Genomic DNA, 13,436 nt, shown 5'->3' on the forward strand with positions numbered 1-13,436 from the left:
AGGCCGATTGCAATGACGACGTTCGAACGCCCTGAACTGACCCCGCCCGGTGGCGAGAAAAAGGTGCTGCTGCATTCCTGTTGCGCCCCCTGTTCGGGCGAGGTGATGGAGGCGATGCTGGCCTCTGGCATCGACTACACCATCTTTTTCTACAATCCGAACATCCATCCCGACCGCGAATACCTGCTGCGCAAGGATGAGAATATCCGCTTCGCCGATCAGCATGGCGTGCCATTCGTCGATGCGGATTACGACAAGGAAAACTGGTTCGCGCGGGCGAAGGGGATGGAGTGGGAGCCGGAGCGAGGCATCCGTTGCACCATGTGCTTTGACATGCGCTTCGAACGGACTGCGCTTTACGCGCATGAGCATGGCTTTCCGGTGATGACCTCAAGCCTTGGTATTTCGCGCTGGAAGGATATGAACCAGATCAACGGCTGTGGGCAACGTGCGGTCGCGCCCTATCAGGGGCTGTCCTATTGGGAATATAACTGGCGTAAAGGTGGCGGTTCGAACCGGATGATCGAGATTTCGAAACGCGAAGAGTTCTATCAGCAGGAATATTGCGGCTGCGTCTATTCTTTGCGTGACACAAATCGGCACCGCCGCGAGGTTGGGCGACCGCAGATCGAGATCGGCAAGCTGTATTACAAAAAGGACGATCTGGACTGAACGTCCGGTGCGTCAGCCCGCAACCGCCTGACGCACCAACGCGCCGCGATGACCGATGACGATGCGGCTCAGATCATGCGCGCGCTGGATCGCCTGCTCGATCCCGGCGCCGTCCAGCCGCGCGGCCAGATAGCCTGCGTTGAAGCTGTCGCCAGCCGAGGTCGTATCCACCGGCACCTCACGGATCAGCCCGTCAACGATGCCCGTTCCCTCAGCTCCGCCGAAATGAACCGCCGCGCCGCCCGCCTTGACCACGACCTGCCCCGAGCCGCAGCCCAGATAACGCGCCACCGTCGCCTGCGGATCGGCATCGCCGAAATAGTCGCGTTCGTCGTCGAAGCTGGGGAGGATCAGATCGGACAGGGCGGCTGCTTGCTCGATTGTTGCGCACATGATTGTGGTGTCAGGCCAAAGGCGGGGGCGCAAGTTTGAGTCGAAAACCACCTTTGTTCCCTTCGCACGCGCCTGCTCCAACGCTTTGAAAAGGGTGTTGCGTCCCTCATCCGGCAGGATTGCCAGCGTGATCCCCGACAGATAGGCGATGCGCGTCCCGCTCAGCGCGCGCTCCAGCAACGCCGGATCATCGGCCAGCCGCTTGGCTGCCGAGTTGTCGCGCCAATAGCTGAAACTGCGTTCTCCATCCTTCAGCGAGATCGCATAAAGGCCGATCTCGCGTTCGGGATCGCGCAGGATATGATCCGCGCCGATCCCTTCAGCGGCAAGGAAATCCAGCATCCGTTGCGAAAATTCGCCTGTGCCGACGCGGCTGAAATAGCTCACATCCCGGCTGGCTGGCAGCAGACGCCGCAGATACCACGCGGTATTCAGCGTATCCCCTGCGATCCCCAATTGCCATTGATCGGGCTGAGGCGATTGCGACAGTTCAACCATCGCCTCTCCGATACACAGGATGTCATTCTTCGTCATGCGGACAGCGCCTCCGGAAAGTTCATCCGAAACCCGCAATGGCGGATGCGCGACAGGGATTGCCGGATGATCTGCATGAATGCGTTGTTACCCGTCAGGCAGGCTGGTGCAAGACCGGGAAGCGACAACACCGCTTCGACCAACCGCATATCGTCATCTCCGGCCCGGTTGACCGTATCCCGCAGGCGATCACCGCGCGGATCGTCCGGGGCCTCGCCACGTTTGGAGAGATCTGACAGCCATGCCAGCCACACCGCAATCGCGAAGGCAAAGGGTCGCGCATCCTGACCCGCTGCCAGCATCTCTGCCGCCGGAACAAGCCAGCGCTGCGGCAGCTTTTCGGTACCATCGATGGCGATCTGGCTGGTCCTGTGGGCAATGGCAGGGTTCGCGAAACGCTGCATCAGCGTGTCGGCGTAGCTGTCGGGGTCCAGACCGGATGAAGGGGGCAGGGTGGCCGCAGCGGCTTTCATATGCCGACGGACCAGCGCTGCCAGCGCGGGCTGGGCGACGACATCGCGAACATAACGCATGCCGACAAGCTGACCCATATAGGCGATCAGCGAGTGGCTGCCATTCAACATCCGCAGCTTCATCGCCTCATGCGGGCCGACATCGCGAACGAAAGTCGCGCCACCTGCTTCCCACAGGGGGCGACCCTGCGGGAAATGATCCTCGATCACCCATTGACTGAACGCCTCGGTCTCGACGGCTGCGGCATCATGATGGCCGGTCAGTTCAAGCGCGTCGCTATAGGTCCGCTCGGTCGAGGCGGGTGTGATACGGTCAACCACGGTTGACGGGAAGGCGACATTCTCTTCGATCCAGTTGGCGAGAGATGGGCGGATCCGGGCTGCAAAGCCAAGAACGCCTGCACGCAGAAGCGCGCCATTGTCCGGCAGATTGTCGCAGCTCAGGACAGTAAACGGTGCGATCCCTGCGGCACGACGCGCGGCAAGTGCGGCGGTGATCAGGCCCAGAACGCCGCTGGGCGCTTGCGGCCACAGCAGGTCGGCGGCGACCGCCGGATGCATTTCGTCAATATCCATCGCGTCGCGGTCGATGCCATAGGCCTTTTCCGAGACGGTCAGCGACAGGATACGAATGCGAGGATCGCAGGCGGCCTTCAGGATCGCGGCAGGATCGCCGCCCATGGTCGTCGCATGCGCGCCGATAATCCGCGCCTCAACCTGCTTGTCGCGGATCAGCACGGTGTAAAGCCCGTTCTGGGCCGTCATCGCCTCGGCCATATCACGGCTGCGCAGGTTTGCCCCTAGAATGCGCCAGTCACCCCCGCCCGCTGCAAGCGCATCATCGGTCGCAACCGCCTGATGCGCGCGGTGGAAGGCACCAAGGCCCAGATGCAGGATGCCGACGCCATGAGCCGCGCGGTCATAGCCCGGCAGGCGTATATTGGGCGGCAGGCCGGAAAGATTTGTCAGACGAGAGGTCATGCAGCGCTCCGATGGCTGAGGGCGGCTTCGACGCCGCGCAGTTCGGCAAGGCCCTTCAAGCGGCCGATTGCCGGATAGCCGGGTTGGGTATTGCGCCTGTGGTCGTCCAGAATGTTCTGTCCGTGATCAGGCCGCATCGGGATTTGGTGATCCGGGCGACCGGCGGCACGGCGGCGGGTCTCCTCGCGCAGGATCGCGTCTATCAGCGCCACCATGTCGGTCTGCCCGCCCAGATGCTCATCCTCGAAGAAGCTGGCGGGCACGCTGTCGCTATCGCGGCGCACATTGCGCAGATGCAGGAAATGCACCCGATCGCCCAGCCGCTGCATCATGCCGGGCAGATCATTGTCGGGCCGTGCGCCCAGCGAGCCAGAGCAAAGCGTGATCCCGTTCGCGGGCAGATCGACGGCGGCAATGCGTTCGGCAAAGTCTGCCTCGGTGGACATGATCCGGGGCAGGCCCAGAAGGTCGAAAGGCGGATCGTCGGGATGGCAGCACAGCCGGACGCCGATGTCCTGCGCGACCGGGGCGACCTGTTCCAGAAAGTCATGGAAGTTCCGCCGCAGAACCTCTGCCGTGACGGGCGCATAGCTTTGCAGCAGATCGCGCACATCCGACAGCGAGAAATTCACCGCAGCACCCGGCAGGCCGGACACGATATTCGCGGCCAGTTGCTGCTGCCTTGATGCATCCATCTTGGCAAAACGACGCGCGGCGGCTTCGCGGATTTCTTCGGGGAAATCGACCTCGGCACCGGGGCGTTTCAGGATGTGGAGATCGAAGGCAGCGAAGTCGATGAGATCGAAGCGCATGCAGGTCGCGCCATTGGGTCGCCGCCAGTTCAACTCGGTCCGGGTCCAGTCCAGCACCGGCATGAAGTTGTAGCAGATGACCTCAATCCCGGCGTCCTTCAGGTGCCGCATTGAGGTGATCCAGTTCTGCACATGCCCGCGCCATTCGCCCGTCTGCGTCTTGATCGCCTCGCTGACCGGCAGGCTTTCGACCACCTCCCAGGACAAGCCTGAAGGCGCACCGTCCGTCATCACTGCAAGCTGTTGCTGGCGTTTGACGATCTCGTCGGGTGACCAGATAGTGCCGGGGGCGATGTGGTGCAGCGCCGTGACCACGCCCTTCACCCCGGCCTGCATCATGTCATTGATAGAGACCGGGTCCTTGGGTCCGAACCAGCGCCATGTATGTCGCATTCTATTCTCCTTGTTGCGACCCGCCGGGCCGCGAAATTCGGTGGCAACCGTTCCGTCGCAGACGGATATGCTTGGTCACGCCGCGCAAGGGACGTGAGCAGAGGTCGGAATCTGGGGCAGATCATTCAGATGGATCTGCGGATGCTTGCGCCGCACCATTTTGGCGTGGCGGCGGTCCGGATCACTGAAAAGGGCAACTGAAGCACTCTGCTGATGTTTCAGCAGTCGTCTTGATGATATCTGCGTGGTCACGCCGGGCAGGCAGATCGTTTTCGGCTTGATCCGAAATATCACGATCCGGCGGCGACCTTGCGGCGCGACTGCGACCAAATCGCGATGGAAGCGGCAATGCGGCACCATCGCCCTATTCCTCCGCCAGCGCCGAACCGATACCGATCTCGGCCAGTTCTTCGCGAAAGACCAGCGCCGCGGCGCCGATCAGTTCATCCTGGATGCCGGGCGCGCCCGCGACGATCTCGACATTGCGGCCACCGAACGAGACTGCGCTTGCAGGTGCGATCTCGGTAAAGCGTTGGCGCAGTCTGTTCAGCAATTCGGCATTCTGGGTGAAGGGGCCGGTGATCACGCATTGATCGGGTCCAAGCGTCAGCGTCAGATTGCGCAAGGTCATCGCCAGCAGGTCGATCGGGCGGTCCCAGTCCGTCAGATGCGGCGTCGCGCGCAGCACCTCTTCGAAGCTCCATTCCTCTGCCGGGATCGTCTGATCCTCAAGCCGGGCTAGGATCGCCCAAAGTCCGATCTCGGCCTCTATGCAGCCGGTCAGTCCGCATTTGCACACCGCCGTGCTGGACAGATCGACGCTGATATGGCCGACCTCGCCATGCCCGACATAATCAAGCCCATTCGCCCCGCGCCGCGCGAAAGCGGCGCCAACGCCGTAACCCCAATGCAACAGCAGGATACGCTGATATGCGCTAGCCTCTGCCCGATCCATACGGGCCCGCAGCTCGCATTTCAGGTTCTTGGCCAGCAGCACCCGGCAGCCAAGGGTCTGCTCCAGCGTGTCGAAGCTCAGATTGCCCAAATTCGGCCAATGCGCGGCGTAGCGCCAGATCCGCGCTTCTTCATCGACGATCCCGGCCAGTGACAGAACCACACCGGCAAGGCGCGAGCCGTGCGGAAGGTTCTGCCGCATGCTGATGCAGAGCAGGCAGAGCAATTCCAGAAATTCGTCTGGCTCGATCTGATCGGCGTCTAGTTCCCGCCGCTCACGCATCAGCACATTGCCGGCAAGATCGACCACCGTGCAGTGCAGCGTCCGCGAGACCGTGTTGATGATGATCGCCGTCAGGCCGGTCGGGTTCGGCGACAGAACCAGTTCGGGTCGCCCCTTCTGGGTAATCTGCTCGGGCCGCGATTCCCGCACCAATCCGTCTTGGACAAGCTCCAGCACCAGATCAGAGATCGTGGCGGGGCGAATCATCATCTCCTGCGCCAGCCGTTTCCGGGTCGGATGTTCCGAGCCGCAGATTCGCATGAACACCCGACCCTTCCGGCCAATCGGGCCCTCCTGCATGAACAGGCTGGAATAGAAATCAAGCATAGGGATTTGTTGCGTTTTCATCTCGTATTCCGGGCCGTGTCTGGTGTCGTTCAGGCGTTGGTTGCGGGTCATTTTGGGCCAATGCGGGCCGTGCTTCAATCATTTATTGACATCATCGTTATTAATAACGTAAATGTCAATAAATACCGAAAGCGAAGGAACCCCATGCGCATCACCATCTCGGCCACATGCGAAGAAAGCGGTCTTCGGGCTGCACATGAAGGAGCGAAGGCGATCCTTGCGGCGCTTGCCCAGGGTCGCGATGCACGGATCATTCTGGCGACAGGGGCCAGCCAATTCGCCATGCTGACCGAACTGGTCCGCCACGGCGGCATCGACTGGTCACGCTGCGAAGTGTTCCATCTGGACGAATATCTGGGCATGGCATCGGACCATCCGGCCAGCTTCGTCGGCTATCTGCGCTCTCGCTTCGTGGAACAGGTTCCCGGGCTGAAGCGGTTCGAGGCCATCGACGGTATCGCAGCCGATCCGGTGGCAGAACTGGCGCGGCTTTCGGCGGCCGTTCAAGAAGCACCGATCGACGTGGCGTTCATCGGTATCGGTGAGAACGGGCATCTGGCCTTCAACGACCCGCCCGCCCTTTTTGACGCCACAGACCCTTATCTGATCGTCAATCTGGACCCGGCTTGTCGCAGCCAGCAGGTCTCGGAGGGTTGGTTCGCCACGCTGGATGATGTGCCCGAACAGGCTATCACCATGAGCATTCCGCAAATTCTTTCGGCGCGGAAAATTATCTGCACCGTGCCCGATCACCGCAAGGCCGAAGCCGTGCGGAATGCTGTTCAGGGTCCGCTGAATCCCGATTGTCCGGCATCGGCCCTGCAGAACCACCCCGATGCGGCGCTGCATCTGGATGATGCGGCGGCCAGCCTGCTGGAGCGCGCGGCATGAACACGATGAGTGGCCAGATCAACTATATCGGCAGGCGGCGCACGACGCTGGAACTGCCGGTGCTGTTCTCCGACGGGACGCCCGGCAAGGGCGAAGGGCGGACCTATCAGCTTGCACCCGATGGAGTGGTGACTGCAGGCGCCGATCTGGAAGTCGTCGATTTTGCCCGTAATTTTGCAACGCCGGGTCTGGTCGATCTGCAGGTTAACGGCTTCGCGGGATGCGATTTCAACCAGCCCGGCGTGACCCGGATCGATTTCGATTCCGCCCTGATCGCAATGGCAAAAACCGGGGTCACCGCCAGCTTGCCGACGGTCATTACCGGCACCCCCGAGCATATGGTCCGCACGCTGGAAAGCCTTGACCGTGCCTGCGAACTTAGCCGTTTGGGGCCGCTGATGGTGCCGGGCTACCATATCGAAGGGCCGTTCCTGTCCCCGGACGAGGGCTATCGTGGCGCGCATGATGCAGGCTGCATGACCTCCGCCAGCATGCGGTTGATTGACCGTCTGCAAGAAGCGGCCGGGCGTCCGATCCTGTTGGTCACCGTTGCGCCGGAAGTGCCGGGCGTGATCGAGATGATCGGCGAGTTGCGTGAACGTGGCATCCGGGTGGCTATCGGCCATTCAGCGGCAACGCCGGATCAGCTTGACGCCGCCATCGATGCGGGGGCGACGCTATCGACCCATCTGGGCAACGGCCTGCCGCAAGAGTTGCACAAACTTGACAACCCGATCTTCTGGCAGCTTGCGCAGGACCGGCTTAGCGCGATGTTCATCGCCGACGGCATCCATGTCCCGCCGATTGCGCTGAAGACCATGCTGCGCGCCAAGGGCAAATGCCGTTCGATCCTTGTGACGGATGCGGTTTCAGCCGCCGGTGCGCAGATGAAGCCCGGCGTCTATCCCTTCGGCTCGATGAAGGTCGAGCGTGCCAGCGACGGTTCGGTCCGCATTCCCGGCTCGCGCTATCTGGCCGGTTCCTCGGCCGAGATGGACCGCATGATCCGCAGCATCATGCGCTGGTATGGCATCGACTTTCGCACGGTGCTGCGATTTGCGCAGTTGAACCCGTCAAGGGTGCTGAGCCCGCGTTGGGCGCCACCCAAAACCGGCGACAAGGCATCGCTGGTCGAATGGAAAATGACCGATGCGGGACCGAAGGTCGTTCGCACCCATATCGGTCAGCACATGATCGAATAAACAAACGAAGTCAGGCATGTAATGCCGTTTCTTGAGGAGGAAGAATGACTTTACTGGGACGGCATCTCACGGGGATGCTTTTGGGGGGAGTGATGGTGGTGACGGCGGCGGGCGCCCATGCCCAGACCGTGCTTCGACTGGCCGAAAACCAGCCGGATTCGGCACCGATCACCATTGCCATGCGCCATTTCGCCGATCTTGTGGCGGAATATTCCGATGGCGCGGTCAAGGTCGAGGTCTTCAGCGGCGGCCAGCTTGGTCAGGAGAACGAGACCATCGAACAGGCGCAGGTCGGCATCGTCGATCTGACGCGGGTGAACAGTGTTGCGCTGACCAATATCTCGCCCAGCATGACCGTGTTCACGCTGCCTTATATCTTCGGCAGCTCTGATCACAAATATGCCGTTCTGGACGGTGAGATCGGTGATGAGGTCCGCGCGGATCTGGGCGATATCGGGTTGGTGGGCTTCGACTTTCTGGAAGCAGGCACCCGGCATTTCTATACGCGCGATGGTGTTCCGCTGACCCGGATCGAGGATCTGCAGGGCAAGAAAATTCGTGTGCAGAACGCGCCTATCGCCATGCGAACAGTCGAGCTTTTGGGCGCGGTGCCGACACCGATGAATTTCGGCGAGGTGTTTTCCAGCTTGCAAAGCGGCATCATCGACGGGGCCGAGAACGACTTTGTCAGCTTCGAGACCGCCGCCCATCAGGAAATCTCGAAGACGCTGATCACCGACGGCCATGTCAGCGCCCCGGCGATCCTGCTGATGAACAAGTTCCGTTTCGACGGTCTGCCCGAAGAACAGCAGCAGGCGATCACCCGTGCCGCACATGAGGCCGCGATCTATGAACGGGACCTGATGTTTACCGCCAACAAGGATGCGCGTCAGCGGATCGTTGCGGCAGGTGTCACCGTCACCGAGGTCGATGACGCGCCGTTTCGGCAGGCTGTCCAACCGATCTACGCCGAATATCCCGAACTAGCCGAGATGATCGGCCGGATCGAAGCGCTGCGCTAAATCCGGCAGCCCGGCCCCGGAGGCCGCTCCCCACATTCCCCACATCGCGGAGGTCAGCATGACCCTCTTCCGACCAGTTCTTTCGGGACTGATCCGTCTCACTGACGCGTTGAACGCGCTTGCGCGCTTCATCTGCTGCGGCCTTATCGCCGTTATCGTCTGCACCACGGTCATGCAGGTCGCGCTGCGTTACCTGATCAACCGCCCGACCCAATGGTCCGAAGAGGCCGCGATGTTCTGCCTGGTCTGGTTCGGCATGCTGGCCGTGGCCATCGGTGGCCGTCATGACTGGCACGTCGCAATCACCTGGCTGCGCGACAGGTTGCCGCCGATGGGCGCGAAACTGCTGGACCGGATCGCGCTGTTGTCGGTCTTCGGCTTCGGGATGATCCTTGTGCTGAATTCGGCCCAGCTTGTCGCGATTACCGGAAGCTCGGTCCTGCCCGCATCCAGCATCCCGAAAAGCCTGCTTTATTATTCGATCATGGCCGGGGGAGGGCTGATGGCGCTGAACGCCGTGGTCGCGCTGTTCGTGGGCTTTCCGCCCGAAGAAATCAGCGAAGAAGAGCAACTGGTCAACGACGCCATCACCAATCTGCAGGAGGCCTCGGCATGAGCGAGCAAGCCATTGGCATTTCGCTGCTTCTGGGCAGCTTTCTGGGGCTGCTGTTCATCCGCATTCCGATTGCGCTGGCGCTTGGCCTGTCCTCGGTCCTGACCGCGGTTTATCTGGGCATGCCGCTGATGATGATCGGGCAGAAGATGGCGAACAGCATGTTCAGCTTCACCTTTCTTGCTGTGCCCTTCTTCATTCTGATGGGCAACCTGATGACCGAGGGTGGCATTGCCGACCGGCTGATCCGGTTCGCCGATGTGCTGGTCGGACGTGTGCGCGGCGGGTTGGCACAAGGCAATGTCGTCGCCTCGGCGCTGATCGGCGGGATTTCGGGCTCGGCCGTGGCGGATGTTGCCTCGATCGGGTCGTTCATGATCCCGGCGATGCGCCAGCGCGGCTATACGTCGGAATATGCGGTTGCGGTCACCGTCACCTCGGCGGTGCAGGGCATTCTGATCCCGCCCAGCCAGAACATGATCTATTATGCGCTGGCTGCGGGTGGGCTGCCGCTGACCTCGCTGTTCATCGCGGGTTATGTGCCGGGAATCCTGCTGGGTGTCGCGCTGATGGGACTTTGCTGGTGGATGGCGGTCCGTCACAACCATCCGCGTGGAGAAAGCTATGATCTGCGCAGCGGTCTGGCAGTGATGGCACAGGCGTCGATTGGTCTGTTCACCATGGTCATCATCATCGGCGGGATTCTGGCGGGGATCTTCACCGCCACGGAATCGGCGGCGGTGGCCTTGGTCTATGCGCTTTTCGTGACGTTGTTCGTCTATCGCTCGATGAATGCCCAGCAGGTTCGCCGCGTCATCAGCGGCACGCTGAAATCGCTGTCCGTTGTGTCGGCGATCATCATGACCTCGTCGGCCTTCGGGTTCCTGCTGTCCTATCTTCAGGTGCCCGCAATGCTGAGCGATGGCATCCTTGGGATCTCGTCGAACCCGATCATTATCCTGCTGCTTTTGAACCTGCTGCTGCTGGCGCTTGGGCTGATCATGGATATGGGGGTGCTGATCCTGATCGTCACGCCGATCCTGTTGCCCATCGCCACCAGCATCGGCGTCGATCCGATCCATTTCGGCATCATCATGATGCTGAACCTTGGCATCGGGCTGTGCACACCTCCGGTGGGGCTGTCGCTGATGGTCGGTTGCGGCATCGGGCGGGTCTCGATCGAGCGGACCATCGGCACGATGATACCCTTCTATCTGGTGATGATCGCGGTTCTGATGCTGGTGACATTCGTGCCGTCGATCTCATTGGGACTTGGGAACTTGCTGAAATAGGCAACCGACAGAGAGAACGGGAAGGGGCTGGCAGTTGCCGGCCCTTTTTCCGTTTGCGCTGCTGGACCGTTTTCTCTGCACTCTGAGCCGGGGCCGCTACATTGCCATAAATCGCGCTCAAATGCCGAGCTACCAACTGATCTATGAGGAAAAATCGTGCTCTGACCTTAAGGTAAATTCTGTCACGCAACCGTCATCATATTGACTCGAAGCCCCGCTACAGGCTGTGATCTGGTTAATTCAACAAGGGGGCACTTCCATGAACAGACTGAACCGTCGCGGCCTGCTGAAAGGCGCGGCCGCCACCACGACGTTGTCACTGCTGGCAACACCCTTCATTTCGCGCGGCGCAATGGCGCAGGGCTCGGGGACTGTGAACATCTTTGCATGGGCTGGTTACCTGAACGACGAGATCCTGAACGCCTTCAAGGAAGCCACCGGAATCACTCCGAATTACACGCCCTATGGCACCAATGATGAGCTGCTGAACCAGCTTCGCGCCAATAATGGCGGCGGCTTCGATCTGATCTGGCCGACGGTGGACCGGGTGCCGAACTATGTCGAATTCGGCCTGATTCAGGAACTGGACGAATCGAAGATCGAGGTCGGTCAGGTGCTGCCAAGCGCATGGGAAAACTCGACCACACTGGGCGCGGTTGTGGATGGTAAGCGCTATCAGGTGCCGACCGACTGGGGCACCGAGGCCGTGGCCTTTGATCGTGATCAGATGCCGCTGGAATATGGCACAGCGTCCTATGGCGACATCTGGGGCGAAAAGGCTGCCGGTCTGGCGACTGTCCGCGCCCATTCGGCGCTGGTCGGTCTTGGCCTGTGGCTTGAGGCCGAGGGCAAGCTGCCGCGTCCGCTGCTGGATGCATTCAAGACGCCGGAAGCGCAGATCGAGATCTTCGACGTGATCATCGCCGAGGCGATCGCGCGCAAAGGCAATATCATCCAGTTCTGGAACAACGAGAACGAGGCTCAAGGCGCCTTCCGCGTCAACGGCGCCGCTGTCGGCCAGACTTGGGATTCCACCGCAGCCGCCTTGGCGAAGGAAGGTCTGCCGGTCGGCTTTATTGCGCCCAAGGAAGGTGCTTTGGCATGGATGGAAGGGCTGTCGATCCCGTCGGGCGCGTCCAATCTGGATAACGCCTATGCCTTCATCAACTGGTTCCTGACCCCCGAAGCAGGGGCGATGTACACCAACGCCACTTCGATCAACTCGACCGCCGTTGGCTCGGCCGATCTACTGTCGGATGACGCGAAGGCGTTCTTTGCCGCCGCCTATCCGGGCGATGCGCTTGAGAAGCTGTGGTGGTGGCCGATCCAGGAAAACTGGTACGTGACCAAGCGCAACGAGTATCAGGACCGCTTCCTGTCGGCCTGATCCCACATGCGGCGGGGCCACTCACCCCGCCGCTTCTTCCTTCCGCCACGGAGTTCGGATGTCCCATTCAGTCGAGTTGACCGATATCGGTATGCGTTTCGGGTCCACGCAGGCCGTCAGCGATGTGTCTTTCAAGGTTGGAGCGGGCGAGTTCTTTTCGATCCTCGGTCCGTCCGGCTGTGGAAAGACCACCATCCTGCGGATGATCGCGGGCTTTCTGGAGCCGACCGAGGGGCGGGTGCAGATCGGCGATCAGGACATGCGCGGCCTTGGCCCGAACCAGCGTCCGACCGCGATGATCTTTCAGTCGCTGGCGCTGTTCCCGCTGATGCCGGTCTGGGAAAATATCGCCTTCGGGCTTGAGGCACGCGGCGTCGGCAAGGCCGAGCGGCGTAAGAAAGCTGATGAATTACTGCGCCTGATCGCGCTGGAAGGCTATGGCGACCGGATGCCGGGCGAGCTTTCGGGTGGCCAGCGTCAGCGCGTCGCCATCGCCCGCGCGCTTGCGGTCGAGCCCAAGGTGCTGCTGCTGGACGAACCGCTTTCCGCGCTGGATCTGAAGCTGCGCCAGCATATGCGGGCCGAGCTTCGCTCGCTTCAGAAACGCACCGGCGTCACCTTTATCTACATCACCCACGACCAGTCCGAGGCGCTTGCCATGTCCGACCGCGTGGCGGTGATGAGCGCGGGCATCCTGCAACAGGTCGCCACCCCACGAGAGCTTTACGATAACCCAGCCACCCCCTTCGTCGCCCGTTTCGTGGGTGAGACGAACGCCATTTCGGGCCGCGTCTCGGCGGTCGATGGCGGCACGGCGATCCTTGACACCGGGCTTGGCCAGTTGCGCGGTCGCGCGGGGCAGGGGGCTGAAGTCGGTCGTCAGGCCACGATGTATATCCGTCCCGAGGCGCTGATCCCCGGCGCAGGCCAGGCGAACAGCCTGCCCGCCACGGTCGAGCGGGTGGATTTCGAAGGGGCCTTCGCGCTGGTCCACGGCAATTTCGACGATGGCGGCACGCTGGCCGCATCCGTGCCCAGCACCCGGCTGACCGAGGCGCCCGAGCCGGGGGCAAAGGCGCATTTCTCGTTCACGCCGGAACATGCGGTGGTGCTGGCCGATGACTGAACTGTTCCAACGCTTCGGGGGCTGGCTGGCCTCGTTTTTCATCATCCTCGTGGCGATCTG

13 protein-coding genes are annotated in these 13,436 nt (G+C 61.5%); 8 read left to right on the plus strand and 5 right to left on the minus strand.

Features of this window, described 5'->3' with window-relative positions:
• Positions 1 to 12 precede the first annotated feature (12 nt).
• Positions 13 to 672, plus strand: coding sequence for an epoxyqueuosine reductase QueH (locus JJJ17_RS16575; protein WP_200688372.1), 660 nt, complete (start codon positions 13 to 15; stop codon positions 670 to 672).
• A 12-nt stretch (positions 673 to 684) separates the two neighbouring features.
• On the opposite strand, the gene JJJ17_RS16580 is transcribed toward JJJ17_RS16575, so the two are convergent.
• The 5 genes from JJJ17_RS16580 to JJJ17_RS16600 all read right to left on the minus strand — a co-directional run bounded on the left by JJJ17_RS16580 (position 685) and on the right by JJJ17_RS16600 (position 5,843).
• Positions 685 to 1,599 (minus strand): sugar kinase, encoded by a 915-nt coding sequence (locus JJJ17_RS16580; RefSeq protein WP_200688374.1) that lies wholly within the window; start codon positions 1,597 to 1,599, stop codon positions 685 to 687.
• Positions 1,596 to 3,053, minus strand: a complete 1,458-nt coding sequence (locus JJJ17_RS16585) for a mannitol dehydrogenase family protein (protein ID WP_200688376.1) — start codon at positions 3,051 to 3,053, stop codon at positions 1,596 to 1,598. The genes JJJ17_RS16580 and JJJ17_RS16585 overlap by 4 nt, the downstream gene beginning before the upstream one ends.
• Complete coding sequence (uxuA, locus tag JJJ17_RS16590) at positions 3,050 to 4,258, minus strand: mannonate dehydratase (protein WP_200688377.1); 1,209 nt, start codon at positions 4,256 to 4,258, stop codon at positions 3,050 to 3,052. Before uxuA ends, JJJ17_RS16585 begins: the two co-directional genes overlap by 4 nt.
• A 75-nt stretch (positions 4,259 to 4,333) precedes the next feature.
• On the minus strand, positions 4,334 to 4,618 hold the full coding sequence (locus JJJ17_RS16595; RefSeq protein WP_200688379.1) for a hypothetical protein: 285 nt from the start codon (positions 4,616 to 4,618) through the stop codon (positions 4,334 to 4,336).
• A 4-nt stretch (positions 4,619 to 4,622) separates the two neighbouring features.
• Positions 4,623 to 5,843, minus strand: coding sequence for an ROK family protein (locus JJJ17_RS16600; RefSeq protein ID WP_200688381.1), 1,221 nt, complete (start codon positions 5,841 to 5,843; stop codon positions 4,623 to 4,625).
• Between the two features lie 144 nt (positions 5,844 to 5,987).
• Here JJJ17_RS16600 and JJJ17_RS16605 point away from each other — a divergent pair, with 144 nt between their 5' ends.
• The 7 genes from JJJ17_RS16605 (at position 5,988) to JJJ17_RS16635 (ending at position 13,376) form a co-directional block, all read left to right on the plus strand.
• Positions 5,988 to 6,734, plus strand: coding sequence for a glucosamine-6-phosphate deaminase (locus tag JJJ17_RS16605; RefSeq protein WP_200688383.1), 747 nt, complete (start codon positions 5,988 to 5,990; stop codon positions 6,732 to 6,734).
• A complete protein-coding gene (locus tag JJJ17_RS16610) occupies positions 6,731 to 7,936 on the plus strand; it encodes an N-acetylglucosamine-6-phosphate deacetylase (RefSeq protein ID WP_200688385.1) in 1,206 nt (401 codons plus the stop codon). The genes JJJ17_RS16605 and JJJ17_RS16610 overlap by 4 nt, the downstream gene beginning before the upstream one ends.
• A 44-nt stretch (positions 7,937 to 7,980) precedes the next feature.
• The gene (locus tag JJJ17_RS16615; protein WP_200688387.1) at positions 7,981 to 8,958 is read left to right on the plus strand and encodes a TRAP transporter substrate-binding protein; all 978 of its coding nucleotides are present in this window, start codon (positions 7,981 to 7,983) and stop codon (positions 8,956 to 8,958) included.
• A gap of 58 nt (positions 8,959 to 9,016) precedes the next feature.
• Positions 9,017 to 9,574 carry a TRAP transporter small permease gene (locus tag JJJ17_RS16620; RefSeq protein ID WP_200688389.1) on the plus strand — a complete coding sequence of 186 codons (558 nt, stop codon included), beginning with the start codon at positions 9,017 to 9,019 and terminating at the stop codon, positions 9,572 to 9,574.
• A complete protein-coding gene (locus JJJ17_RS16625; RefSeq protein ID WP_200688391.1) occupies positions 9,571 to 10,863 on the plus strand; it encodes a TRAP transporter large permease in 1,293 nt (430 codons plus the stop codon). The genes JJJ17_RS16620 and JJJ17_RS16625 overlap by 4 nt, the downstream gene beginning before the upstream one ends.
• A gap of 259 nt (positions 10,864 to 11,122) precedes the next feature.
• Complete coding sequence (locus JJJ17_RS16630; RefSeq protein ID WP_200688393.1) at positions 11,123 to 12,250, plus strand: extracellular solute-binding protein; 1,128 nt, start codon at positions 11,123 to 11,125, stop codon at positions 12,248 to 12,250.
• Positions 12,251 to 12,308: 58 nt separating this feature from the next.
• Positions 12,309 to 13,376, plus strand: a complete 1,068-nt coding sequence (locus JJJ17_RS16635) for an ABC transporter ATP-binding protein (protein ID WP_200688394.1) — start codon at positions 12,309 to 12,311, stop codon at positions 13,374 to 13,376.
• Positions 13,377 to 13,436: the final 60 nt, after the last annotated feature.

It is taken from the genome of Paracoccus caeni (assembly GCF_016629665.1).
GTDB lineage: Bacteria > Pseudomonadota > Alphaproteobacteria > Rhodobacterales > Rhodobacteraceae > Paracoccus > Paracoccus caeni.